The sequence below is a fragment of the Pseudomonadales bacterium genome (genome assembly GCA_041395945.1).
In the GTDB taxonomy this organism is placed as follows: Bacteria; Pseudomonadota; Gammaproteobacteria; order Pseudomonadales; family Azotimanducaceae; genus SZUA-309.
On record JAWKZN010000001.1, the window covers coordinates 2,034,132 to 2,058,188 of the forward strand.

General features: G+C 61.8%; 24 protein-coding genes. 9 read left to right on the forward strand and 15 right to left on the reverse strand.

The features are described 5' to 3' along the window. Positions 1-132 precede the first annotated feature (132 nt). On the forward strand, positions 133-1,347 hold the full coding sequence (locus R3E82_09485) for a serine hydrolase domain-containing protein (protein ID MEZ5551107.1): 1,215 nt from the start codon (positions 133-135) through the stop codon (positions 1,345-1,347). On the opposite strand, the gene R3E82_09490 is transcribed toward R3E82_09485, so the two are convergent. Then, a complete protein-coding gene (locus tag R3E82_09490; GenBank protein ID MEZ5551108.1) occupies positions 1,344-2,150 on the reverse strand; it encodes a hypothetical protein in 807 nt (268 codons plus the stop codon). The two genes, R3E82_09485 and R3E82_09490, sit on opposite strands and share 4 nt — an antisense overlap. A gap of 54 nt (positions 2,151-2,204) precedes the next feature. On the opposite strand from R3E82_09490, the gene R3E82_09495 reads away from it, so the two are divergent. Both R3E82_09495 and R3E82_09500 read left to right on the forward strand, forming a co-directional pair. Continuing rightward, positions 2,205-3,227 (forward strand): isocitrate/isopropylmalate family dehydrogenase, encoded by a 1,023-nt coding sequence (locus R3E82_09495; GenBank protein MEZ5551109.1) that lies wholly within the window; start codon positions 2,205-2,207, stop codon positions 3,225-3,227. 20 nt (positions 3,228-3,247) lie between these two features. Further along, the gene (locus R3E82_09500) at positions 3,248-4,012 is read left to right on the forward strand and encodes a methyltransferase domain-containing protein (GenBank protein ID MEZ5551110.1); all 765 of its coding nucleotides are present in this window, start codon (positions 3,248-3,250) and stop codon (positions 4,010-4,012) included. Here R3E82_09500 and R3E82_09505 read toward each other — a convergent pair. Then, positions 3,972-4,550 (reverse strand): YSC84-related protein, encoded by a 579-nt coding sequence (locus R3E82_09505; protein MEZ5551111.1) that lies wholly within the window; start codon positions 4,548-4,550, stop codon positions 3,972-3,974. The two genes, R3E82_09500 and R3E82_09505, sit on opposite strands and share 41 nt — an antisense overlap. Before the next feature lie 183 nt (positions 4,551-4,733). On the opposite strand from R3E82_09505, the gene R3E82_09510 reads away from it, so the two are divergent. Then, positions 4,734-5,759, forward strand: coding sequence for an MBL fold metallo-hydrolase (locus R3E82_09510; protein ID MEZ5551112.1), 1,026 nt, complete (start codon positions 4,734-4,736; stop codon positions 5,757-5,759). 4 nt (positions 5,760-5,763) lie between these two features. Here the strand turns inward: R3E82_09510 and R3E82_09515 are convergent, their stop codons facing one another. From R3E82_09515 to R3E82_09535, 5 genes are all read right to left on the reverse strand, one after another. Then, positions 5,764-7,260: a hypothetical protein gene (locus R3E82_09515; GenBank protein MEZ5551113.1), complete on the reverse strand. Its 1,497-nt coding sequence runs from the start codon at positions 7,258-7,260 to the stop codon at positions 5,764-5,766. Further along, positions 7,260-7,838, reverse strand: a complete 579-nt coding sequence (locus tag R3E82_09520) for a hypothetical protein (GenBank protein ID MEZ5551114.1) — start codon at positions 7,836-7,838, stop codon at positions 7,260-7,262. Before R3E82_09520 ends, R3E82_09515 begins: the two co-directional genes overlap by 1 nt. Beyond that, positions 7,835-8,731 (reverse strand): recombination-associated protein RdgC, encoded by an 897-nt coding sequence (gene rdgC, locus R3E82_09525; protein ID MEZ5551115.1) that lies wholly within the window; start codon positions 8,729-8,731, stop codon positions 7,835-7,837. The genes R3E82_09520 and rdgC overlap by 4 nt, the downstream gene beginning before the upstream one ends. Before the next feature lie 129 nt (positions 8,732-8,860). Beyond that, positions 8,861-9,625 (reverse strand): MBL fold metallo-hydrolase, encoded by a 765-nt coding sequence (locus tag R3E82_09530; GenBank protein ID MEZ5551116.1) that lies wholly within the window; start codon positions 9,623-9,625, stop codon positions 8,861-8,863. Position 9,626: 1 nt separating this feature from the next. Then, positions 9,627-10,892, reverse strand: a complete 1,266-nt coding sequence (locus tag R3E82_09535; protein MEZ5551117.1) for an MFS transporter — start codon at positions 10,890-10,892, stop codon at positions 9,627-9,629. Between the two features lie 246 nt (positions 10,893-11,138). Between R3E82_09535 and R3E82_09540 the strand changes: the two genes are divergently transcribed. Further along, positions 11,139-12,041, forward strand: coding sequence for an SDR family oxidoreductase (locus R3E82_09540; GenBank protein MEZ5551118.1), 903 nt, complete (start codon positions 11,139-11,141; stop codon positions 12,039-12,041). Then, positions 12,038-13,276 carry an MFS transporter gene (locus tag R3E82_09545; GenBank protein ID MEZ5551119.1) on the forward strand — a complete coding sequence of 413 codons (1,239 nt, stop codon included), beginning with the start codon at positions 12,038-12,040 and terminating at the stop codon, positions 13,274-13,276. The genes R3E82_09540 and R3E82_09545 overlap by 4 nt, the downstream gene beginning before the upstream one ends. Before the next feature lie 277 nt (positions 13,277-13,553). Here the strand turns inward: R3E82_09545 and folE are convergent, their stop codons facing one another. From folE to R3E82_09565, 4 genes are all read right to left on the reverse strand, one after another. Then, entirely contained in the window at positions 13,554-14,111 is a 558-nt protein-coding gene (gene folE, locus R3E82_09550; GenBank protein MEZ5551120.1) for a GTP cyclohydrolase I FolE, read from the reverse strand. A gap of 80 nt (positions 14,112-14,191) precedes the next feature. Next, positions 14,192-14,995 (reverse strand): enoyl-CoA hydratase-related protein, encoded by an 804-nt coding sequence (locus R3E82_09555; GenBank protein ID MEZ5551121.1) that lies wholly within the window; start codon positions 14,993-14,995, stop codon positions 14,192-14,194. Positions 14,996-15,028: 33 nt separating this feature from the next. Then, positions 15,029-15,448, reverse strand: a complete 420-nt coding sequence (locus tag R3E82_09560) for a hypothetical protein (GenBank protein MEZ5551122.1) — start codon at positions 15,446-15,448, stop codon at positions 15,029-15,031. Next, on the reverse strand, positions 15,445-15,885 hold the full coding sequence (locus R3E82_09565) for a MaoC family dehydratase N-terminal domain-containing protein (protein ID MEZ5551123.1): 441 nt from the start codon (positions 15,883-15,885) through the stop codon (positions 15,445-15,447). The genes R3E82_09560 and R3E82_09565 overlap by 4 nt, the downstream gene beginning before the upstream one ends. Positions 15,886-16,037: 152 nt before the next feature. Here R3E82_09565 and R3E82_09570 point away from each other — a divergent pair, with 152 nt between their 5' ends. Further along, positions 16,038-17,135: a zinc-binding dehydrogenase gene (locus tag R3E82_09570; protein ID MEZ5551124.1), complete on the forward strand. Its 1,098-nt coding sequence runs from the start codon at positions 16,038-16,040 to the stop codon at positions 17,133-17,135. A 25-nt stretch (positions 17,136-17,160) separates the two neighbouring features. Here the strand turns inward: R3E82_09570 and R3E82_09575 are convergent, their stop codons facing one another. The 4 genes from R3E82_09575 to R3E82_09590 form a co-directional block, all read right to left on the reverse strand. Next, positions 17,161-17,532 (reverse strand): VOC family protein, encoded by a 372-nt coding sequence (locus R3E82_09575; GenBank protein ID MEZ5551125.1) that lies wholly within the window; start codon positions 17,530-17,532, stop codon positions 17,161-17,163. Between the two features lie 19 nt (positions 17,533-17,551). Further along, positions 17,552-18,715, reverse strand: coding sequence for an MBL fold metallo-hydrolase (locus R3E82_09580; GenBank protein ID MEZ5551126.1), 1,164 nt, complete (start codon positions 18,713-18,715; stop codon positions 17,552-17,554). An 8-nt stretch (positions 18,716-18,723) separates the two neighbouring features. Further along, positions 18,724-19,644 carry a TIGR03564 family F420-dependent LLM class oxidoreductase gene (locus R3E82_09585; protein MEZ5551127.1) on the reverse strand — a complete coding sequence of 307 codons (921 nt, stop codon included), beginning with the start codon at positions 19,642-19,644 and terminating at the stop codon, positions 18,724-18,726. A gap of 62 nt (positions 19,645-19,706) precedes the next feature. Further along, positions 19,707-20,966 carry a CoA transferase gene (locus R3E82_09590; GenBank protein MEZ5551128.1) on the reverse strand — a complete coding sequence of 420 codons (1,260 nt, stop codon included), beginning with the start codon at positions 20,964-20,966 and terminating at the stop codon, positions 19,707-19,709. A gap of 170 nt (positions 20,967-21,136) precedes the next feature. Here R3E82_09590 and R3E82_09595 point away from each other — a divergent pair, with 170 nt between their 5' ends. Both R3E82_09595 and R3E82_09600 read left to right on the forward strand, forming a co-directional pair. After that, a complete protein-coding gene (locus tag R3E82_09595; GenBank protein ID MEZ5551129.1) occupies positions 21,137-22,507 on the forward strand; it encodes an MFS transporter in 1,371 nt (456 codons plus the stop codon). Between the two features lie 17 nt (positions 22,508-22,524). Then, positions 22,525-24,054, forward strand: coding sequence for an acyl-CoA synthetase (locus R3E82_09600; protein ID MEZ5551130.1), 1,530 nt, complete (start codon positions 22,525-22,527; stop codon positions 24,052-24,054). The last annotated feature ends 3 nt before the right edge of the window (positions 24,055-24,057 follow it).

Genomic DNA, 24,057 nt, shown 5'->3' on the forward strand with positions numbered 1-24,057 from the left:
GGCGCTGCGCTACACGGTCCGAGCACACCCCTGTCCACCACCGGCCTGCTGGATCTTCGGTTCTGGTTGGCGGTTCGTGACAGTGTTCATTCAGGTTGATAGGCTCGGCGGCTCATTGCGAGGGCGAGAATCATGCGGGAAGTAAGGGCGGAAGCAGCGGGGTTTTCGGCGTCGCGGCTGGAGCGGATTACCGAGCATTTGGAGCGCAACTACATCGACACCGGGCGGATCGTCGGTGCCCAGGTGGCGGTGGCGCGACATGGTGAACTCGCCTACTGGCGGAATTTCGGACTGCGGGATCGGGAGCGGGCGCTGCCCATGGCAGATGACACCATCTTCCGGATCTACTCGATGACGAAACCCATTACCTCGATCGCACTCATGCAGCTCTACGAACGGGGCATGTTTCAGCTGAACGATCCGATTCATCGGGTTTTGCCGGGCTGGCGGGATCAGCAGGTTTATGTGTCGGGAGAGGGCGAGGAAATGGAGTTGCAGCCGGCCACCCGGCCGGTGACATTCCGCCACGTACTCAGCCATACAGCAGGACTGTCGTATGGTGCGACAAGACATCCGGTCGACAGGTTGTACCGCAAAGCGGGCGTACGCCGGGACGACGGGGAAACCCTCGAGACCTTCACCAACAAGCTCGCCCGGCTGCCGCTGTTTTTCGAACCGGGGACACGCTGGATGTACTCCTACGCAACCGACGTCTGCGGTCGACTGGTCGAAGTGCTGTCCGGGCAGACACTGGATCGCTACTTCGCAGAACACCTGTTTGAACCACTCGGCATGCGGGATACCGCCTTCCACATCGATGCTGCAAAAACCCGGCGCTTCGCTGCCAACTATCAGCGACGCCCGGATAAGAGCCTGGAACTGATCGACGATCCTCTGCAGTCCAGCTACGCCCAGGCGCCGAGCTTCCTTTCCGGCGGCGGCGGACTCACCGGTACGACGGCCGACTACCTGAGATTCTGCGAGATGCTGCGTGGTCAGGGCGAACTGGACGGCCAGCGCATCATCGGCTCCCGCACCCTGGATCTGATGACCCGTAATCACCTGCCCGGCGAGGGTGAGCTGTCAGACCTGGCCATCGGTGCCTTCTCGGAAACCGCCTACGAAGGCGTGGGCTTCGGTCTGGGGTTCGCCATGACCCTGGATGCTGTTGCGGCGGGCGGGATCGGTGAAGGCGACTACTACTGGGGAGGTGCTGCTTCGACCATTTTCTGGGTGGACCCGGAGGAAGACCTTGCGGCGGTGTTCATGACTCAGCTCATGCCTTCGGCCACCTTCAACTTCCGCGGTCAGCTGAAGAACATCCTCTACGGAGCGATGGAGGATTAGGCAGCCTCTGCGCTACTCCGGGCATTGATCCGTGCCTCGGTGAGCACCTTGCCACTGTCCGCCTGGCGCAGACAGATCGCGTCCTGCTCCGCGCTGATCGCTACCTCGAAGGTCTCATCCCAGAAAATCGGGCGTCGGAAAAAGATATCCAGATCCAGCAGACCGGGTACGTCCTGAGACCAGAGAGCGGCCATCAGATAATGCACGCCCATCCCGCCGCCGATCAGTGGCGCACGGAAGCCGGCGCGGTTGGCGGCCGCCATATCGTAATGAATGCTGTTGCCTTCGGAACTGTAAGCCACCACCTGCTCTGGTGTGAGCCGATGCCGGGCCAGGGTCTGCAGTTTCGTTTCCGCCTCAATCACCGGTTGCGGGCGGTCACCTGCGCCGGAAGTCCCCGTCTTTGACGGATCCGGTTTGAGGGAGCGGCGCCGGGCGCCGATGACTCGCCCACCCTGGGCGTCTTCGAACCAGACATCGGTATCGATCGTCCAGCCTCGGGGTACCGGCGTGACGGCGGTAATCACCCCGCATACCCTGAGCGATTCACCCAGCGCAACCGGTCGGTACTGAACCAGCGACTGCAGCATGTTGACGTTGCCTTCTGCGCTGATACCACTGCGGATACCGGCATGGATGCCAAGACCGATATAGAAGGAAGGATCCACGCAGCCGCCGAAAATCTCTGGAGAGATTCCGCACGCGCGGAGCTTCTCGTGCTGATATTCGGGTGTCACCAGCACCTCGTCAGGCTCATACTCAAAGCCTGCTTCCGGCTCCCGCCACTTCATGTCCCGGCTCATACGCAACCTCCTGCGTGGTAGTCTTGCACTTTGCCATTCCAGCGGAAAGAGTTCATGCCAAAACGCAAGGTCGTGCTGATACCGGGCGACGGAATAGGACCCGAGATTACCGATGCGGTCCTCAAGGTTCTCGACGCAGCCGGAGTTTCCATCGACTGGGTCCGAAGAAACGCCGGACTGGCTGCCCTGGAGGAAGGCACAGACGTCCTGCCTGAAAGCACCATCGAAGCGATCGAACATCATTCGGTGGCGTTGAAGGGCCCCTGCACGACCCCGGTCGGCGATGGGTTCGCTTCGGTGAACGTGCAGTTGCGCAAACGTTTTGAACTCTACGCAGCCGTGCGGCCCGTGCGGAATCTGCCCGGCGTGGAAACCCGCTTCGACGGCGTGGACATCATCATCATCCGGGAAAATACCGAAGGCCTGTACAGCGGTGTGGAAAACGAGATCACCCCCGGTGTGGTGATGAGCATGAAGGTCGCAACCGAAGCAGGCTGTCTGCGCATCGCACACTGGGCCTTCCGCTTCGCCACTCAGCGCCAGCGTAAAAAAATCACCGTATTCCACAAAGCCAACATCATGAAAATGACCGATGGTCTGTTTCTGCGCTGTGCGGATCAGGTGCACAAACACGAGTATCCGAACATCGAGTACGAAACGGCCATCATCGATGCAGGCTCCATGCGCCTTGTGCAGAATCCCGGCCAGTTCGACATCCTGCTGCTGGAAAACCTCTACGGAGATGTGGTGAGTGACCTGTGCGCCGGACTGGTCGGCGGGCTCGGTGTGGTGCCGGGTGCGAACTTCGGTGATCACGCAGCCATCTTCGAAGCCGTGCATGGCTCAGCGCCGGATATCGCCGGCAAAGGAGTTGCGAATCCCCTGGCCCTGCTGATGTCTGCGGTGATGATGCTCAACTACCTGGCAGAGGTGGATGAGCAACCCGAATTCTCCAGGGCCGCCGCCCGTATCAAGAAAGCCTACGACCAGGCCCTGCTGGACGGCGCCCGAACCCGGGACCTCGGCGGCGAACTGGGTACCGATGCGTTTGCGGATGCGGTCATCGCCAGGCTCTAGCAATCCTCCGGTCACCCATCATGAGACCGCTGATTGTCGTTGCCGCCGTCCTGCTGCTCGGCGCAACCGCGGGGACAGAGGCATCCCCGGCACGCAGCGCGGCGGACCTCGAGCGCGACAGAAGCAGTCAACCCTTTGCGGTATTGGACTTCATCGGACTCGAACCCGGTATGCGGGCACTGGATGTCTTTGCCGGAGACGGCTACTACAGCGAGGTGATGGCCGGCATCGTCGGGCGCGATGGCCACGTCTACCTTCACAACAGCCTGGGTTCAGCCAGGTCCCTGGCGCGGATGCAGCAGCGTCTGGCGGCTGGACGACTGCCGAACGTCGAGCCTCTGGTGCAGGACCTGGACCAGCTGCTGATTCCCGGGTCGAGTCTCGACCTGGTGTTGCTCGTGAAGGTGTTCCACGACTTCTACTATGCCAATCATGGCTGGCGCATCGCACCGGATCCGGCGCTGAAAACACTCTACCGGCTGCTGAAACCCGGTGGCATATTCGGAATCGTCGATCATGTCGCCCGGGCCGGTACCGGCCCGGCGGCGGCACAGGTTCTACACAGGGTGGACCCGGTATTTGTCTGCACCGAGATGCAGCGCCTGGGATTCCGCTTCGAAGGCGCCTCGCAACTGCTCAGCAACCCCCGGGATCCCCTCGACATACCGGTCTTCCAGGCCGAAGTGCGCGGGAACACCGCGCGCTTTGTACACCGCTACCGGAAACCGGCAGCGGATGAGCTCCCTACTGAGTCGAAAGACTGTGGTCGATTGGCCGGTAGCTGAATTTCTGTCCACCCACACTCGCTTCGAACATCAGCCCACCGGTCGCGATGATGAATACGGCCATGCCCTTGTAGTAGCCGCCTTTAACTTCCGCATCCTTGCGTCCTCCGCTGGCACCGGCACCCGCACCCGTGGTGGCCGCGGTCGCCTGGGCGCTGGCAGTGACTATGGTGGCGTTCACCTGACCACCGAACTCGAAGTTCCCCTGGGCGAACTCTCTGAAGGCCCGGTCATCCTGAAAGAAAATGATCTGGCTGTGCGCCTGCGCACCCGCCTGGAGTCCAACGGTGAGCTGAGTAAGCGTGGTCTCACCCACCGGGTCTCCTGCCACGTACACCCGACCGGTACCCCGGCCACCGCCGATGATGAATCCCGCCTTGCCTACGGTCGGGAATATCGCATACCCGTATGCATCGTCGAAGAAGGGTGCACTGGCCCCGGCATTGCGGAACAGATCCGCAGCATCGGTGAATTTATCTGCATGGACGGTGCCGGCAAGCACCATGAGCAGGGCTGTCAATGTAATCCGTAGGGACATCGTGTCCTCCTTGAAAACTGGGCGCATCTTACCTCCTCCGGTCGACAGTTAGAACTCGAGTGGATCCTGCAGCCTGCAACAGGCATTTCCGAATCGCAGCGCGGGCTGCGGGAACTCCGGAAATGCCTGTTACAGGCCACTAGGGTATCGTTCGCCCTCACCCCGTCGATCGGAATTCACGCGATGGTTGGACTGCTGAAGTACCTTTTGATTCCATTCGGCATTCTGATTCTCCTCGGTGCCGCACTGGTGAATGTGCCCGCGGTGCAGGATCTTCTGCTCAAAAGACTCATGGCCGCAGGGATTGCCACCGTACCGGGCCCCGATTTCGACGGCCTGCGTGTATTCATGTGCGGCACCTCCTCGCCGCTTCCGGCACCCGACCGGGCCCAGGCCTGTGTCGCGGTCAGGGCAGGCAACAGACTCTATCTGGTGGATGCGGGTGCGGGGTCCGCCCGCACGTTGAGCCTGGCGCGGATCGACCTGTCGCAACTGCGTGGTGTACTGCTCACCCATTTCCACTCGGACCACATCGCCAGCCTGCCCGATTTCAATCTGAATTCCTGGGTGGCCGGCCGACCGGACCCGCTGACCGTTTACGGTCCCGTCGGGGTAAGCCAGGTTGTCGAGGGCTTCAACGCCGCCTATGCCCTGGACACCGGTTACCGGGTGGCCCATCACGGCGCTGAACTGCTGCCCCCGGAACTCGCCCTCATGCAATCCCGGATCGTGGCACCGGGCCTGGTGACTGAAGAAGACGATCTGGTAATCACCGCCTACAGCGCTGACCACTTTCCGGTCGAACCGGCCCTCCTCTATCGCTTCGACTATCGCGGGCGTTCGGTGGTCATCAGCGGTGACACCCTGGTCAACGACAGCCTCATCGAAGCCGCCACCGATGCAGATCTGCTGCTTCAGGATGCCCTGTCGGTTCCCATCATCGCCTCGCTGGAAGAGGCCACTGCCGGTAATCGAGTGTCAAAGATCTTTCACGACATTCCCGACTACCATGCACCCACATCGGACATGGAACGGTTACTGAAGGCAACGGGCGTGCAGCAGCTGGCCCTCTATCACCTGGTGCCACCACCGATGAATTTTCTCCTCGAGAAGGTATTCACCCGGGATCTGCCAGCCGGTGTAATTCTGACCGAAGACGGCATGACCTTCGATCTGCCGGCGCACAGCAACGACATCATCCGCTACTGAGTTCTCACAGATCGAGAATTCTCTCTATGTCCGGCGCCAGCTTCGGCCTGGTATCAACCAGTGAAATCAGCACAAACAGCAGCATCGACGTGGTCATCGCGAGGAAGGGCCCGCTGATGCCGAAGGGAAGGTGCAGCGAGAAAATCTCCACCCCGAAATTGATGAGGAGGCTCGCCACAATGGCGGCGATGGCGGCTCTGGCTGTGGCGCGTTTCCAGTTGAGTCCGAACACCACCACTGGCACCAGCGCTGCAGCAAAGGTTCCCCAGCCGAAAGCACCCAGCAGGGCCACCAGACGGTCGTTGCCATAGTAGGAATACAGCGCGAATGCGGCAGCCACCAGGGTGATCAACACGGTCACGATCCGTGCCCAGAACAGTTCGTTTTCAATGCTGCGACCGCGAATGGCATTGGGAATGTCGTGAATGACCGCCGCTGTGCCGATGTTGAGGAAGGCATCCGAGGTGGACATGATCGCGGCAAACAATGCCGCAAACACAATACCGGCCAGGAGCGGGTGGGCGAACGTGGCCAGGAATACCGGGGCGGCTTCATCCGGCGCCAGCAGCGGTGGTGTACTGCCATCGAGTACCGTCGCCCGCATGATGATGCCGATGGCAAACCACAGCAGTGCGGCCAGTCCGTAGCCCAGCAGACTCACCGGAAAAACCACCCGGTTGTCGGAGATTTTCCGGTTCATCATCATCTTGGTCACCAGATGAGGCTGACCGGCCAGCCCGAGACCGAAGACGAACCCCCAGCCGATCGCGGTGACCAGTCCCAGGGTGCCAAAAGGCATCGCGGCTTCACCGTCGTCCGCGGCGATGACTCCGACTGCTTCGGGCAGGCCGCCCTCATAGACGCTGGCCGCAGCAGCCAGGATCAGCACACCGGCTACGGCCATGATGGTGCCCTGCAGTACGTCGGTGTACACCGAGGCAATGATCCCACCGGTTACGCTGTAGAAAATCAGTACACCCAGCGACAGCGCCACACAGGTCACCAGAGAGATCCCGGCGAAGATCTCGGTCGCACTGAGCACCGACTGCAGAACCAGCGCCATCGCCAGAATCTGGGTGGCCAGATACCCCATCACACCGAGCAGAATGGTGACCGCAGTGAGTCCGCGCGCCCACTCGCTGTTGTAGCGGGCGGCAACGATGTCCGGCAGAGAGAGCGCGTTACGCACTCCAGCGATCATGCGGATCCGTTTCGCGACGAGGAAGAATGCCAGGGCGTAGCCGAAACCGGCGACGATCACCATCCACAGCGAACTCAAGCCACTCGAATAGACGAGGCCCGGTCCGCCGACAAAGCCGAACCCGGAAAGCGTGCTCGAAAAAACAGCCAGTGCCACCACCAGCGGTCCGAGGTGGCGGCCGGCCACAAAGAAATCGCTGCTGTTGTGGGTGCGACGCATGGCCCAGACACCCACCACCACACAGAAGAGCATGTACACGGCAACGAAGCCGATGGTGATTTCGGTACGAAATGCCTCCATCAGTGTTCCGGGATCCGGGGTTGACCCGTTTCCGCCCGCAGCTTTTCGTAGGCCGCCTCATCCGCCTCGGAGTAGATGAAGCGCCGGAACCCCCAGACATAGAACACACACAGCAGAGCGCCGCCGCAGGGCACACCGAACAGGGCAAGTGAGGTAGGCAGAGGAAAGCCGAATACCGCAGGCGCAACACCGGTGTGCAGATAGTCCATGTAGCTTTCGTACATGCTCCACCAGACGGCGAGTGAGACCGCGGCAATGGCAGCGAGCAGGCCCCAGAAGGATGGGGTTCGATGCCTCGGTGCGACACCCAGGGCAATGAGTGCATGTATCAGCAGCAGAATGCAGCTCTGCAGCCAGAACAGCAGGGGGCCGGCATTGCCGAGGCGTTCGCCGCGTTCTCCGCCCACACTCATTCCCGACTGTTCGGGATGCGCGACACCGGACACGTAGGCCGGTTCCGGTACCGTCATCAGCCAGACGAGCAGCACACCCAGGATGACCAGCAGTCCGGCAATGACGAACATCAGGTTCCGGGTGCGTCTGTCACCCGGCGTCGTCCTGTCTCCTGCGCTACTCACGCATAACCACCCAGCTGCTTCTTCATCGCCTGCATCAGCCGCTGCAGCATGCCGGTGAGCAGCACGAATTCAGCATCCAGCCGCGCAATCGGATCTTCGTCGAGCTCGATGCCTTCTTCCGTTGCTGCCATGCCGACAAACTTGATCTTGCGCAGCATGGGTGTTTCATCGAGCACGAAGCTCACCACTTCATCAAACGTCATGCCAAGCCGGTCGAGTTTGAAACCATCGCGCACGTGTTTCTGCACACTCGGATCACCCAGATCCACGTCCATCCAGCTCACCGAGGTGGTGCCCACCGAAGGATCCTTCATGCGGCACTCACGTCCGACCACGAAGGAAGACGGTCCTTTGCCGAGAAACACCGGATTCATCAGACGGCCGACAGACTCTTTGAATCCCAGCGGCATGACCTCGAGACTGCCGAAGGCCGAGCGAAGTTTGTCGAGAAAGCGCTCGGCGTAGGTCTCTGAGGATGTGTCGATGCCCAGCAGGCCTTCCGAACGCAGATACAGTCCCCAGATCCGATCGGATTTGAGCAGCGCCCTGGGCATGAGCTCGGCGATGACCTCATCCTTCAGGTCGCGCTTCTCCCGACGTCCGGGTTCCCGGCCGGATCGGGACACAAAGGCTTCCACCCGATCCTCGAGGGCTTCGTTGACCGCCGCATTCGGCAGCAGGCGGGTCTGGGCGCGCAGACGGAAAAGATCTGCACCCGCTACACGCCGGGCCAGGTTCTCCGGATTACCGGCCACCGGGGCTTCGAATCCAGCGCTGCGCTCGGTGTAGGCACCACAGGGTTTGAAAGGGACTTCGAGCAGGCGGCCGGAAAGGGCTTCCTCGGATTCCGGCCAGTCGCCGTGAACCCGGTAAAGACGCAGATTTCTGAACATTGGAACTACCGGTTGATCGTCGAAATCCCTGGCACGCGGCGCTGATCCTGGGTGATCGGCACCGGTTCCGGAGGGGATCCGCTCGCAAAGCGCGCCATTATCCGGATGTGAACCGGGCCTGTCACGGCTTCAGCCATCCCGCAGGGCCAGATAGTCGTCCACCAGCTCGATCAGGCGGGCGCGCCCGAAACTGGGCTCGTGTCCGCCGTGTACGGCGACAACGGGCAGTTCCCGCAGTCGCTTCATCGTCTGGATGTAGTCAGCGATGTGACTGTCCGGCAGTTCGTCCAGCAGTACCCCGTCATAGATCGCATCGCCTGAGAACAGGGTGCCGCTGGCCGCTTCCCACAGGCCCATGCTGCCGGGGGAATGACCCGGCAGATGCAGCACTTCGAAGTGTCGGTCACCCAGATCCAGGATCTCACCCGCGTCCAGGGCGCGGGTGACGGTGGTCGGAGCCACTGTATAGGCGGCCGGGTCGAATTCCGCATCCGGCAGCGCATCAATCAGCCATTCCCCGATGGGGGCAGCCTGTTCGAAAAGCGCGCGCTCGGCGGGTGGGAAGTCGGCGCCGGAGAGGGTCGCGAATTCCCGATAATCGGCCATCCGGTCGCTCTCGATGCGATGCATGAGACGCTCATCGAACTCGTGCAGGCAGCCGACATGGTCATAGTGGATGTGGGTGGCCAGGGCGGTCAGCGGTTTGTCGATCAGATCATGGATCTCTGCGCGCAGCGAACTCACACCCAGCCCGGTATCGATGAGGAGGTCCCGGTCTCTGCCGCGCAGATGCCAGATATTGCAGCGCAGGAAGGGATGCACGTGGGGTTCCAGGAGCAGGGTCAGGCCGTCCGCAAGCGTCTTTCTTTCGTACCAGCGCTGTGCAATCTGCACCTCAGCCTCCGGGACTCGAGCTTTGTGCCGGCGACCGGTAACCCCATACTGGCGTGAAGGCGCCGTAGCAGAACAGCAGCAGCGAAACCACCATCGCGGGCAGCAGCGCATTCAGGGTGCCGAATATCTCGATCACCACACCCAGGGCGATGGCGCCGATAGGCGCGCTGCCCATCATACCCAGGGTGAATACCGACAGAATCCGTCCGCGATACTCCGGTGCTGCGGATTCCTGAACGATGGTGCGTGCCAGGGTGGTGGTGTAGCCCATGTTCACTCCCCAGCCGAGGGTGGCGAGGATCAGCAGCCACCAGCCGGGCTCTATCCAGAGCAGATAGAGCACAACGATGCGCGACAGCTGCATGATCAGAAAGAGTCGACCCGGACGGGCAAAGGGCATGAAGCGGAACATCAGGATGTTGGCAAAGGTTGCCCCTGCATAAAACACCGCCATCATGATCGCCAGGAGAATCGCGTCGCCCTGGTAGACCCGCGCAATGATGTAGGGAAACACGGTCATGAAGGCGCCGGCATTGAAGATGGAGGAGATGAAATTGATGGTGAGCAGGTGAAAGATGACCTTGTGCACCAGGGTCGCCTTCAGGCCCGCAGTGATGGTGCGCAGAGCCGAAGTGGGGTTGGGATTAGGTGGTGTCGCCACCGCGGCAATGCGTCGCACCGCCAGAGCGCCGATCGCCAGACAGGCGGCCTGCACGATCAGCACCGTGCCGAGTCCGACCGTCTCCATCTGCCCGGCCACTGCGAGACCGGTTATCTGTACCAGGAATCCTACCGCGGTGGCAGCAGAGACTCCCTGCTGCACGGCGGCACCGGAAACCCGATTGAGAATCGCCTGCTGGGCGGGTGCGGAAAATGAACTCACCACGCTCATGCCGAGACCCCAGACCGCGACGGTCCAGACGTTGAGGTGGCCCGCCCCGTCCACGACGAGCAGCAGCAGTGGCAGCAGGGGCGCCAGGGCATAGACCCGGATGAGCAGCCCGCGGGGATCTGTTCGATCCGCGCTCGCACCACCCCAGAGCATGATGAAAATGCCTGGTGCGCCCATAAGCGCCTGGAGCACACCCACCTGATCGGCCGGCAGCAGCAGCACGCCGATGAGCAGCCAGCTGATCAGCAGATACTGCATGGCAAAGGCCATACCGGAAAAAGCGGTGGATCCCAGATAAGCCCGGAACGGGGCGCTGCGCCAGATGAGGGAGCGTGCGCCGTGCGCCTGGTCGTCCGCCTTCTGTTGTTCCGCCATGCGGGTTGTGACTCCCTCTCTGGCTGCACATACTAGCAGCCTGTTGGATAAGTCTCGAAAGCTCAGAGGCTCTGGCGCGCGGGCTGGCAAGACGCACCTCGAAGGCAATGTTGGTGACCTTGCCGAGAGGTGCAACGTAGTCAGCGCGCGCGCCAGAGCCTCCCGGAGGGCGCGCTGAGCAAACGAGACTTATACAACAGGCTGCCAGGCAGCCTCAGACCAAATATCGACCACCAGGAGCACGGCATGGCCCTCGATTTTTCAGACAAGGTCGCCGTCATCACCGGCGCCGGCAATGGGCTCGGCCGTTCCCACGCGCTCCTGCTCGGCTCCCTCGGGGCGCGGGTGGTGGTCAACGATCTCGGCGGTTCCGGATCCGGTGAAGGCCGCGATTCGAGCGTTGCGGACTCGGTAGTCGAGCAGATCACCTCCGCTGGTGGCGAGGCTGTCGCCAACGGAGATTCAGTGACCGAGGGTGATCGGATCGTGCAATGCGCGCTGGACACCTTCGGCCGCATCGACATCGTGGTCAACAACGCCGGCATTCTGCGCGACAAATCCTTTCACAAGATGACGGACGAGGACTGGGACCTGGTTTACAACGTACATCTGAAAGGCGCCTACAAGGTCAGTCGCGCGGCATTTCCCCACATGCGCGAGCAGGGCAGTGGCCGCTTCGTAATGACGACCTCGGCTGCAGGCATCTACGGTAATTTCGGACAGGCAAATTACAGCGCCTGCAAACTGGCTCTGCACGGGCTCTCCCAGACCCTGGCCATCGAAGGCCGCTCGAAAGGCATCGCGTCAAACACCATCGCCCCCATCGCCGCTTCGAGGCTGATGGGCACGGTGATGGACGAGAAGGCCATGGCGCTGCTGCGCCCCGAGGTGGTCAGCCCCCTGGTCGCCTGGCTGTGTCACGACAGCTGTGATGCCACCGGCGGACTGTTCGAAGTCGGTGCAGGCTGGATCGGGCGCGTGCGCTGGGAGCGCAGTCAGGGCGCCTATTTTCCACCCACCGGCTTCTCGCCGGACGATGTCCAGGCAGCCTGGGAGAAGATCAACGACTTCTCCGATGCCAGCCACCCGACCAGCACTGCGGACACCATGCGGGCCATCTTCGGCAACCCGCATCTCCCCAGGGAGTGATTTCCTCGAATCCCCGCGTCCGCTTTCTCGGCTGGCGCATGGTCGCCGTTGCCTTCTTTGTCGACTTCGTCGCCGTCGGCTTCTTTTTTTACTCCTACGGCGTGTTTTTCAAGGCCATCGCAGAAGAGTTCGGTGGCTCACGCCTCGGTGTCTCACTCGGACTGACGATAACCGCCACCGTCGGCGCGCTCGCCGCTCCGCTGCTCGGCAATGCGCTGGATCGCTATCCGCTGAAACGCATCATCGCGCTGGGTGCGGGCTTCATGACCATGGGCTTCATCGCGCTGAGTTTCGTGCGTTCGCCGCTGGAATTCTATCTGGCGATCGGCCTGTTCATCGGCTTTGGCGCAAGCGCGATGGGCGGCCTGGCAACCGCAAAGCTGGTGGCGAACTGGTTCGTGCGCAAACGGGGTATGGCGCTGGGCATCGCCGCCACGGGAATCTCCGCGTCCGGAGTGGTCATGCCCTTCATCAGCGCCGCACTCATCGACAACTACGGGTGGCGCGAAGGATTCATGCTCTACGCCGCCTTCACCGGGCTCATCGTGCTGCCTCTGGTGCTGAAGCTGGTGATCTCCAGACCTGAGGATGTGGATCTGCTGCCTGACGGCCAGCTCACGGAAGTGAGCGGCAAGGATTTCGCACACATCGCCGCCGCCGAAAGTTCCACAAACCCGATCCTCAAAGAGCGGAACTTCTGGGTGCTGGTGACCGTGGTGGGACTGCTGTTCTGCTGCCAGAGCGCGACCCTCACCCACATGGTGCCGCGTATCACCGACTCGGGTACTTCGCTGCAGGCGGCCTCTATGGTGATGTCGGTGTGCGCCGGACTCGGCATCTTCGGCAAGCTGTCCTTCGGCTGGCTCTCCGACTACTGGCGCGCCCGTCACGCAGTCTGGTTCACCATCGCCTGCCAGATCAGCGGCCAGCTGCTGATGTTCCAGACCGACAAAATGTGGCTGTTCACCCTCGGCGCTGCGCTGTTCGGCTACGGCATGGGTGGGGTAGTCCCCCTCCAGGGTGCGCTGGTGGGCCAGATGTTCGGCCGCAACCGCTTCGGCAAGGCGATGGGTCGGCTGCGACCGGCGATGTTCCCGCTGCAGATCATCGGTGTGCCACTGGCCGGCTGGATATTCGATACCACCGGCAGCTACGATCCGGCCTTCATGATCTTTCTGGGGCTCTATGTGCTGGCTGCTTTCGCCGCGCTGGGGTTTCGGGAGCGGGCACGATAGCCCATCCGCGTCCACGCCAGGCAAATCTTTCCGAGTTTCTTGGCTGGATCTTGCGAGCAATCGAGCAGATCTCGCTGAGCTGTCTCGGATCCATCTCGAAGCCGGGGTGGCGAGGGGGGTGTGGCGGACCGTGGAGCGAGGCCGAGTGAGGCGGATTGACTCGCGGCTTTGCGCGAGGCAACTCCGCCAATCGAGGGAAGCCCGGAGGGCCCGAGCGTAGGTCCGCCACACCCCCTCGCGGCCTCGAAATCCGTTCCGAAAACAGCCCCAGCGAGTATCAGCGCTGCAGCAGCGTAAGGAACTCCGCCCGGGTCGAAGGATTCTCCTGAAAGGCGCCGAGCATCGCAGAGGACTTCATCTGGGAGTTCTGCTTTTCCACTCCGCGCATCATCATGCACAGGTGCTGGGCTTCGATGATCACCCCCACATCCTGGGCTCCCGTCACCTTGCGCACCGCATCCGCGATCTGGAAAGTGAGCTGCTCCTGGATCTGCAGGCGCCGGGCGAACATGTCGACAATGCGCGCGACTTTGGAAAGGCCCAGCACCTTGCCGTCCGGTATGTAACCGACATGGGCGCGACCGATGAAGGGCAGCAGATGGTGCTCGCACAGCGAGTAGAGCTCGATGTTCTGCACGATGATCATTTCCCGGTTGTCTGTGGGGAACAGTGCGTTGTTGACCACCTCTTCGAGACTCTGCTCGTACCCCCGGGTGAGGAACTGCATCGCCACCGCCGCGCGTTTCGGTGTGCTGGCCACACCCGGCCGATTGAGATCATCCACACTCGCAACGATCTTCGTATAGGCCTCCAGCAAGGCTTTATAGTTGTCCACTGTCTGATTTCCTTTGAGTTATCCGTGCACTTGAATGGGTTATCGGAGATTCCTCCGGAATCCGGGCGGTCACCTGTCGGTCAGCGGCCCGTATAGACCGGATCGCGCTTTTCCAGAAAGGCCTTCATACCTTCCTTCACGTCCTCGGTACGCGAGCACATCAGCTGATTGCGGTTCTCAATCGCCATCGCCGCCTCCAGGCCGGGTGCATCGATGGCGAGATTGAGCCCCTCCTTGGTCAGGCGCAGCCCCATGGGGGAGGTGGTCAGCATCTCCTTGAGATAGGGGCGTGCCGCATCCGCCAGCTGCGCATCCGGAACGACTTCAGACACAAGGCCGGTCGCCAGCGCACGCGGGGCGTGAATGAAACGACCCGTCAACATCAGCTCGGAAGCGATCGAGGTGCCAACCAGTCTGGGCAGAAAGTAACTTGACCCCATGTCGCAGGCAGAAAGACCCAGTCGGATGAAGGCGGCATTCATCCTCGCGCTCTCACCGGCAATGCGGATATCTGAAGCGAGCACAAAAGAAAATCCGCCACCACAGGCCGCGCCCTGCACCAGTGAGATGATGGGCTGCGGGCAGCGCCGCATGCGGATGTAGACCTCCGCCAGGTAACCCTGAAATCCCATACCCGCCCCATACGGATTGTCTGCGGGTGCACGGCTGCCGGACTCCTTGATGTCGAGTCCTGCGCAGAATGCGCGTCCGGCGCCCCGCATGACAACAATGCGCACGCTGTCATCTTCCTGGAGTCTGCCGAAGTAATCACGCAGCTCGGTCACCATCTGCAGCGATATTGCGTTCAGCGATTCCGGTCGATTCAGGGTCAACCAGTCCACCGCCCCTTCCTTCTCAATCAGCAGGGTTTCGTAACTGCTCAATGTCGTCTCCTTAATTTTCAGGCCTGCTGAATTTCACACCAGTGGCAGCCGCACGTTCGCGGTACCGAATACCCTGGTCTCCCCCGCGGTGTTCTTCACCGTGAGATCGAGCTGCACCAGACCCGCCTCTTCGTCGACATCGGTGACCACCGCATCGATTGTGCAGGCTTCGTCCGCGAGGAGCGGTGCGCGGAACACTGTATCGATGTATTCCACCCGTGCAACCTCAGACCAGCGATGGATCATGCTGGTCAGAAAGCCCATGGCCATGATGCCCGGCACCAGAGCGCCGGGCAGGCCCTCTTTGCGGGCTTTGTCGTGATCGCTGAAGCGACCACCACCGCCCCAGCCGACGGCAGCGGCGAAGCTGCTGGTCGCCGCCAGTGAGGTATCCGGTTCGAAGGGTGTGAGTTCAGCACCGAATTCCACATCGGCAATGCTGCGTACGCTCATTGGGCTTTCTCCCGGATCACCATACGGGAGTCACTGATGGCCACCTGCTCCCCGGTGGCATCGAAGATCTCCATGCGCGAAACGAGGAAAATCATGCGTCCACTGCGCCCGGACTTATCGTATATGTCGTGCAGGTGGGTGCGTCCGGTCAGTGGCGCGCCAATCCGCACCGGTTTCAGACAGGTGACCGCTTTGCCGCCATCCATCGGAATTCCTCCCAGGCTCGGAAACTCGATCGGCAGGTGGCGACCTGCAGCAAGACTGGCGATGAAGGCCGGGGTGGCCTGGAAATCTTCGTGGTCAGGGTCGATGAACTGGGCCAGCCGCTCGCCGGAAACCTTTGCCACCGTGACCACCCGATCCCGATCCAGCACGAACTCCTTGGTGTCGAATTCGAGATTCAGGAAACGGGACTTCAGTTCTTCAATATCTACCATGTCGGCTCACTACTCCTTCTCCGGCCGTCAGACTACCAGAGGACAGCCTGGCCGGGGCGGCCCCCCCCCCCGATTCCGCCGCTCCTTCACTTGAGTTTTCAACTCCGAGCACACAGCATGCAGGTTCGGAATACTCAGCAGGAGGATCCTCCATGAAAGCCGTCGTTACCCGCAATCGCCAACTGGTACTCGATACGGTTCCCGACCCTCTACCCGGATCCGGGCAGGTCCTGGTGAAGTCACTGGCCTGCGGCATCTGCGGATCCGATCTCCATGCCCTCAAGCACATGGACCGCATGGTCGAAGCCACCGTGAAGTCCAACTTCGGTGAAGCCGGGCCCATGACCATGGATCCCGGCGGCGACATCGTCTTCGGCCACGAATTCTGCGCTGAAATCGTCGATTACGGTCCCGACACCACCCGATCACTTGCCGTCGGCACAAGGGTCTGTTCAGTGCCGATGATCCTTGGGCCTGCCGCCACCGGCGCTATCGGTTACTCAAACAGTTTCTACGGCGGCTATGGCGAGTACCTGCTGCTGCAGGAAGGCCTCATGCTGCCGGTTCCGAATGGTCTGCCTACAGAGCAGGCCGCACTGACCGAGCCTTTCGCTGTGGGCCTTCATGCGGTCAACAAAGCCCAGCCCGGCAAAGATGACGTCTTCATGGTGATCGGCTGCGGCCCTATCGGTCTTGCGGTCATCGCAGCACTGAAGTCCCGGGGGCTGGGTCCGGTGGTGGCCGCAGACTTTTCACCGGCCAGACGGCGCCTGGCAGAAACACTGGGCGCCGATGTACTGGTGGACCCGGCACAGGAATCACCCTACGCGAAGTGGGAGGATCTCGGTGTCCCACGTACCGCTGCACAGCAGATGATGGCGGAGATGATGGGTACCAGCGCCAGAAGACCGGTGCTGTTTGAATGCGTCGGTGTCCCGGGCATTCTGCAGACCCTGATGGAGGGATCACCCACAGGCGCCCGGATCGTGGTGGTGGGCGTGTGTATGGAGCCCGATCGCATAGAGCCCTTTGTGGCCATCAACAAACAGCTGGAGCTGCACTTCGTGCTGGGATACACCCCGGAAGAATTCGCCCAGACCCTGCATGGAATCGCAGCAGGAGAAATCCTCGCGCACCCCATCGTCACGGGTCACGTCGGGCTCGCAGGGGTGGCTCAGGCTTTCGAGGATCTGGGCAATCCCGAGGCACACTCGAAAATTCTGGTGCACCCCTGGGAGGCAGCCGTCTGATACTGCAGCCGACCCGCTGAGGACTTCAGGCCTTCTGCGAGAGCTGCACCAGCACCCCGTTGGCCGCCGCGGGATGCACAAACGCACCACCAATGGTTCGAATACCCTTCGCGTCGAGATCGGCGACCGTGGCTTTCTGATCGTCCACCGCGAAAGCGACCGTGTGGATGCCTTCACCGAGCTTGTTCAGAGAGCCTGTTATCGGGGAGCTGTCATCGGTCGGCGAAATCAGCTCGAGAAAGGTCTGGTTTCCGAAGTGGTAGAAAGCCTGGTCGGCTTTCAGCGCCTCTGAATGCTGCCGCTCCGGTTGCATACCCAGAAGTTTCGAATATCCCTCGATCGCACTGTCGAGATCTTTAACACGCACCACGACATGATCGATGCCTTTGAACGCCATCCTTTTTCTCCAGAGTTATTCATCCGGTGACATAGTACAGCACACCGCGTTTATCCCGGTGGGCGTCTGCCTGCCCGGCATGGCGCAGGTGCTCGAGATGCGCGTAGGTCTCGCTCTGGGCCATCGATCCCCAGCTGCGCGGACGGAACAGATGCTGTGAATATTCCTCCACCGTGGCGGGTCGGCCGAAATTCCGCGAGATCTCGTGGATCCTTTCGAGCCGCTCGAAGTGGTGACGCTTGATTGCTTCGGTGCGCTCGCGCAGGTCGCTGAACGGGTGGCCGTGGGCGGGCAGCACCTGGCGGATACCCGGCAATTCGCCGACACGGTCCAGTGAGTAGAAGAACGACAGCAGCGGATCGGCCGACGTGGAGATACCCGAAATGTGCGGGGTGATCGTCGGCAGCACGTGATCGCCGGCAAAAAAAACGCCCCCTTCGGGATCGTGCAGACAGAAATGGTCCGGAGTGTGACCGGGCGTATGCAGCACGAACATTTCCCTGCCGGCCAGGGTGATCACATCGCCCTGCTCCACCGGATGGGTGACTTTCGGCACGGGCATGCCCCGACCCAGAACGGACATCGCCCGCCAGAGCAGGCGCCGGGTGAGCGGCGGTCGCGGCCGGGCGCCGCCCCAGGGGGTCGGACCGCCCCACCAGCCCATCGCTGACTGTGCGCCGTGACTGTGGCCGTGGCCGTCGTGATCCTGTCCCGGTCCAGCGGCGCCGGGTGCATGATCGGGTGAGGGTGACCCGTCCTCCTCCCCACCCTCCTCGCTGTGGCGCTGGGCGTCCAGATCTTCCACGGAGACTTCCGGCTGGTTTTCGAGCGCCGACTTTGCGAGACCGAAGCGGAAGCTGCGATGCGCAATGACCGAGGCACCATGTTCCTTCACGAAGCGCTGAGCCCCGCCGAAGTGATCCGGATGGGAGTGGGTAATGAGCACCGTGTGAATGTCTTTCGGCTTCAACCCCGCCTGCTGCAGCCGGTCCTGGATGGCCTGCCAGGTGAACGGTCCCGGCAGTCCCGGGTCGATCACCGCTGCGCCGTTCTTATCGAGCAGGGCGTACATGTTGACATGACCCAGACCGGGCATGCGGATAGGCAGCTGCATGCGCAGCACGTTCGGTGCAACTTCGCTGATCTGAGTATCCGCGCTTTCCTGCTCCTGCCAATGGGCCATGAGTTTCCTTATGCCTGCGGGAGCAGTCCGACCAGGGTTTCCCTGGTGCGTTCGTAATCAGCCCGGGACAGGCCGAACTCGGATACAGCGAAATCCGTGACCCCTGCCTGAGCCATACGCGCTACGCCGTCCTGAACCTCCGCCACGCTCCCAACGATAGCCACATCCGCCGGACCATCCACCCCTTCCCGATCGAACATTGCCCGGTAGGAAGGCAGCTCGCCGTACATGCGCAGTCCCTTGCCGATCGCCGCACGAATCTGCGCCGGATCGTCGGTGACACACACCGGCAGCGTGGCAATGATCCTCGGTGCGCGACGACCGGCAGCCTCGGCCGCATCACTCAGGCGCGGACGGATGTGTTCCGCCACGGTCTTCGGCCCCACCCAGGCCAGTGTGGTGCCATCCGCGTGGCGGCCGGTAACCGCGAGTGCCTGAGGCCCGAGGGCAGCGACCACCACCGGCACCGCGACCCGGGGTTTCTGAAACAGCTTCGCCTGACAACTCAGTGTTTTGCCCGAGTAGGCCACCTCGCCTTCATGCAGCAGGGGCATCAGGATGCTCAGATACTCGCGCAGGTGGCGGATGGGTTTGTCGAAACCGATACCCAGCTGCGCCATCATCGGCTCGTGGGAGAGGCCGATGCCGAGGGTCAGGCGCGGGCCAAGAATACCGGCGATGGTGAGTGTCTGGCCGGCCAGTACCATCGGATGGCGGGGAAAGGTGGGCACTATGGCCGTGCCGAGCTCGATCCCGGGAACCCGCTGCCCCACACTCGCGAGTACAGTCAGTGCGTCGAAACCACCGGTCGGATGCTCGGCAAGCCAGTAGCTGGCGAAACCCTGTCGCGCTGCCTGCTCGACCTGTTCACAGACCTTTTCCACATCCGCCTGCTGTACGAGCCCGGTGCCGTTCAATCCAATCTTCATGCGTTCCTGTTCCCTGTTGTGTCTGACCTGCATCGATGCTGCAGTTGCGTGCCCGATCCGCGCTATTTTTCAGCGTCCGGCTTTTTCGCTTCCGGCATTTTTACACCTGAGCTTTTCACACCACCGCTCTGCAAGGCGTCACGAATCTCCTGCTCATGTTCGTTCAGCAGCGGTGCCCGCCGGTAGAAGCCGGCGGGTGTGTGCGTGTATTTTATCGGACTGCCGGCAATGGCAACCCGGGGGTTGTCTCCGGGGAGATCGAACTCGGTGATCATACCCCGGGCCTTGAGATGGGGATCCGCGAACAGATCTTCGGCGGTGTTGACCGGCCCGCAGGGTACCTTGCCGCCAATGGCAGCCATGACCTGAGCCTTGGTGCGCGCGGAAGTCCAGTCTGCAATGACAGTCTCTACGAATGCCTGATTACGGCGTCGCAGGTAGGTGTTGCGGGTCCGTTCATCGTCCACCAGATCTTCCCTCGCCATCGCGACACACAGCGCCTGCCAGTGACCGGGGCCGGGGGCTGCGATCGAAACTGCACCATCGCTGGTGGGGAAGATACCGAAGGGGCACAGATTGGGATGATGCTGGCCGCGCGGGCCCAGGGACTTCTGTTCGTAGCCGTAGTTGGCTATCACAGTTTCACTGAGAAACACCATCGCATCGTACATGCCCACATCCATGAACTGGCCTTCACCGGTCCGCCGGGCATGGTGGATCGCGGCGATCACACCCAGGGCCAGCAGCGTCCCCGGATAGATGTCGCCCACACTCACACCACTTGGAAAACCCTGACTGCCTTCCGGTCCGGTGATCTGCGCCAGTCCACCCATGCTCTGGGCAACGATGTCGTAGGCGGGCCAGTCGGCGTAGGGGCTGACACCGGTGCGCGGGTCACCGAACCCGCGGATACAGCCATAGACGATGGCAGGGTTACGCGCACGGACGACGTCGTAGCCGATACCGAGTCTGTCCATCACACCGACGCGCATGTTCTCAACAATCGCGTCAGCGCTTTCACACAACTGCAGCAGCGTCTCCCGATCGGCCGGGTCCTTGAGATCCAGAACGATGCTGCGCTTGTTGCGATTGATGCTCGCAAAGTAACCGCCGAAATCCACACCGCCGGCGCTTTCCGAACTGGAGTTCGCATAGTCAGGTGGCAGCGGTGGCACACTCCGGGAGCCGTCACCGGCGGGCGGTTCCACCTTGATCACATCGGCGCCGAGATCCGCAAGAATGGCAGTGCCGAAGGGGCCCGCCAGGGCCATGGTGCAGTCGACAATGGTGACGTCCGCCAGAGGACCGGTACGATTGCTCATCAGCGTGTTCCCCATTCTCCTGCGAATTGACCTCTGGCAGCAGCAGGCGCGTACCCTGCCTGCACATGGACTCGCCAACGCCGTTCCCCGCATACTGCCCGAATCAGGAGTGGCAGGGCCAGTATTGTGTCCCAGGTATCCGGCGAATCAGAAGCGTAGGGATTCAGAAGTTGCCTGACCATCAGAGCGCACAATCCGTGCACCAGCCGGCTGACGTGGATGCCTATCCCACCCTGTCGGCCGCCAATTATGCCCTCGGCCTGCTCTTCGTCGCCTACATCTTCTCGTTTATCGATCGTCAGATCCTCGCACTCCTGGTCGGACCGATCCGGGCAGAATTCGGCATATCGGACTTCCAGTACAGCCTGCTGCAGGGCGCCGCTTTCGCGCTGCTGTACACGGTGGCCGGACTGCCCATCGGCCGGCTCGCCGATCGCTACTCCCGCAAACTGATCGTATCGGTCTCCGTCTGCTTCTGGAGCCTGATGACCATGTACTGCGGGGTCACCCGCAGCTACACCGAGCTGTTCATCGCCCGCATGGGCGTCGGTGCCGGTGAGGCAGGACTGGCACCGCCCGCCTATTCGCTCATTCTCGACAGTTTCCGGCCAGCACAGGTCGGCTACGCCATGTCGTTCTACAAGCTCGGGGTACAGGTTGGCGCCGGCCTGGCGCTGGTGGTTGGTGGCGTACTGTACGACTACTTCGACGCACTGGGCGGCCTGCAGGTACCGCTGTTCGGTCTGCTGAAACCCTGGCAGGCAACACTGATCTGCGTCGGCGCTCCCGGACTGCTGCTGAGTCTGCTGATGCTGACGATGCGGGAACCGAGCCGGAAAGGTCTGGTCACAGGCACTACGACTGAGGATCCGCAGCTTCCGCTGCGCACGATCGCGGCCTTCATGTGGCAGCGCAGGCGGGTATTTCTTTCCCTGTTTTTCGGTTCGTCACTGATGGCGATGGCCGGTTACGGCAACGCGGCCTGGTATCCGGAATTCCTGGTGCGCAATTACGGCTTCTCGAAAAGCGAAGCCGGTGCTGCATACGGCACCATCATTCTCAGTGCCGGCAGTCTCGGCATCATGCTCGGCGCCTGGTTTGCCAGGCGCCTCGAGGGGCACGGCTACAGCGATGCCTATGTCCGCACGATCGCCATCACCGCACTGCTGACCCTCATACCGGCCGTCTATGCTCCCTTGAGTGGCGATGCGCAGGTCACATTGCTGGTGTTGTGGCCCGCCGTACTGCTCGGCGCCTCCTATATGGGGGTGCTGGCGGTCTCCTTCGTCGTCATCACACCCAATCAGATGCGCGGTCAGATCACTGCGGTGTATATCTTTGTGACCAACATCCTCGGGATGGCACTGGGTACCAGCGTGCTCGCTGCGTTCACCGATTTTCTGTACCAGGACGATGGGCTGCTGCACTATTCGATCGCAACCGCCAATGCGCTGTTTTATCCGGCAGCCGCACTGCTGTTCTGGTACTGCCTGCCCGCCTATCGGGCCTGTATCGCCGAAGGCGGTCAGTGGCGAATCTGAGACAAGGAGAACAGAACATGTATCCAGGACACTGGGCCAGGGTGCAGGGCGATCGCCCGGCGGTGATCAATGCGGACACTGGCGCCGCTCTCACCTGGAAGGTGCTCGATGAACGGTCCAATCAGGTGGCGCGTCTGCTCAGGGCGCGCGGGCTGAACACGGGCGATCATGTGGCCCTGCTCATGGACAACCGCCTGCCTTTCTTTGAGATCGCCTGGGGTGCGTTTCGATCGGGCCTCTATCTTACCTGCATCAACCGCTATCTCACGGCCGAGGAGGCCGCTTATATCGTCGAGGATTCCGGCGCGCGCGCGCTCATCGTCGCAGCCGGTCTGCCGATCGTCGATGAACTGCTGGAACTGATCCCTGACTGCCCGACCCGCCTGATTGCAGACGGCGACGTCCAGGGATGGGAGAATTACGACAGCCTTCGGACTGCCCAGTCCACCCTGCCGCTCGATGAGGAGCCGATGGGTGATTCGATGCTGTACAGCTCAGGTACGACCGGCCGCCCCAAGGGGATCAAACGCCCACTGACCGGTCTGCCGGTTTCGGAGGGCATACCCGGTCTCGATCGCACCAGTCCGTTCGGCTTCGACGAGCACAGCATTTATCTCTCGCCGGCTCCGCTCTACCACGCAGCACCTTTCGGTTACTGCATGCGCACACTGGCCATGGGAGGAACCGTGGTGATGATGGAGCGCTTCGATCCGGATCTGGCCCTGGCTTACATCGAACGCTATCGAGTCACCCACAGTCAGTGGGTACCCACCATGTTCGTGCGGATGTTGAAGCTGGAACCGGAACGAAGGGGTGCATTCGATCTGTCGAGTCATCGTTGCGCCATCCATGCCGCCGCACCCTGCCCGGTGGAGGTGAAGAAGCAGATGATGGACTGGTGGGGCCCTATTCTCTGGGAGTACTACGCAGGCACCGAACGCAATGGCTCCACGGTCATCGGTCCGCAGGAGTGGCTCGCGCACCCGGGTTCGGTAGGCAGGGCGCGCAGCGGTGTGCTGCACATCTGTGATGAAGCAGGCAACGAACTACCGGCAGGTGCCGAAGGTCTCGTCTACTTCGAACAACCAGCCAGACCCTTCGTGTATCACAATGCACCGGAGAAAACGGCGGAATCCGCACACCCGTTTCACGATAACTGGACCGCACTGGGTGACGTGGGTTACGTGGACGACGAAGGTTACCTGTATCTCACTGACCGCAAAGCCTATCTGATCATCTCAGGGGGTGTGAACATCTACCCCAGGGAAATCGAAGACGTGATCATTCTCCACGAAGCGGTGGCAGACGTTGCAGTGTTCGGTGTCCCGAATCCCGACTTTGGAGAGGAAGTGAAGGCTGTAGTGCAGACGGTCGACGGCGTGTGTGCCGACGCCGCCCTGGCTGAAGAGCTGCGCGCCTTCACCCGCCGGCATCTGGCCGCCTACAAGGTGCCGCGCAGCGTGGACTTCGAGCACGAACTGCCGAGGCTGCCCACGGGCAAGCTGTACAAGCGCCTGTTGAAAGACAGGTACTGGAAGAAGCCCTGACCG